The 1,112-nt window shown below is 47.4% G+C and carries 1 protein-coding gene; it reads right to left on the reverse strand.

All coding sequences use genetic code 11. The annotated features are described in order from the left end of the window. Positions 1-1,000 (reverse strand): IS30 family transposase (locus ACYIAQ_RS08750; RefSeq protein WP_483564049.1); only part of this gene is annotated, 1,000 nt, incomplete at its 3' end. Positions 1,001-1,112: the final 112 nt, after the last annotated feature.

Here is a 1,112-nt window from a genome sequence, read left to right on the forward strand (position 1 = left end):
GAGTGTGGTAGGCTAAGATTTTGCGCGGCAGGTTATTGCACCATTCCTCAATGCCGTAGATTTGGATCATATCATAATCCTTGATGTATTTGCCTTTAGGAATGAAGCGCCTGATTAACCGGTTGTGCCGCTCTACTCCGCCCTTCTCACAAGAAGTGTAAGGGTGCGCATAGTAGACCAACGTCTGCGATACTCTTTCTAACTGGGCTAAATCCGCAAACTCAGAACCGTTATCCGTGGTAATGGTCTTAAAGACCTCATTCCAGTGTTCTTGGTAGTGGCTGCGCAAGATTTTAAAGGCCGTCATGACGCTAGCGGCAGTCTTATCCTTAATCGGAATAATCATAAACTTGCGCGTCATGCGTTCATACAGGGTTAAGAGGGCCTGGTCATCTTTGGTCTTGTGACCTAAGACTAGGTCGCATTCCCAGTGACCAAATTCGCGGCGCTGGTTAATAGCAGCAGGTCGCTCACTAATACTGCGCCCCAGTCTGCGTTTATGCTGGCGTATCCGTTTGGCTTTAGTCTTACGGCTTAAGCATTCGGGCAAGTTAGTTGCCTTAATCTGTAATAAACCACGTTCCACATAATGGTAGAGCGTCTTGGTGCAGACGGTTTCGGCCCGGGTAAATTTACCACTGGCTAAGGCCCGGCCCACACAGGCATCAAGCGACCAGCCGTGCTTGAAGAAGTGCGCTTCAACGTACTTAATGAAGCGAGTTTTGGCCAAGCAGGCTTGCTTACGACCGCAGTTTAAGCGTCTTGCCTGATAGCGTCTTTGCGCTGCTTGGGCATCATAGCGGTGCCGTTGACCGTGATAGAGTGCAATCTGACCGCGTTCAAGCTCATATTTCACGGTTGCGGGCGAACAATTAAGACTAGCGGCAATTTGACGCAGGGACTGGCCCTGCTGGCGCAAGACTTGGATAATCACGCGGTCTTGCAAAGCAAGATGTTGGCCCTTTTGGTGATTAGATATGGTAGAATTAAGCGAGTTCATTGGTAACTTCTTTCTAGAATTGATTGGGTAATTACATTCTATCAAAGAAGTCCAATGGACTTTTTTCATTTTTTAATTAGGGCAAGTGTTCAACTTCATTTTACAATTTACC

The sequence above is a fragment of the Lactobacillus sp. X-49 genome, from assembly GCF_057063645.1.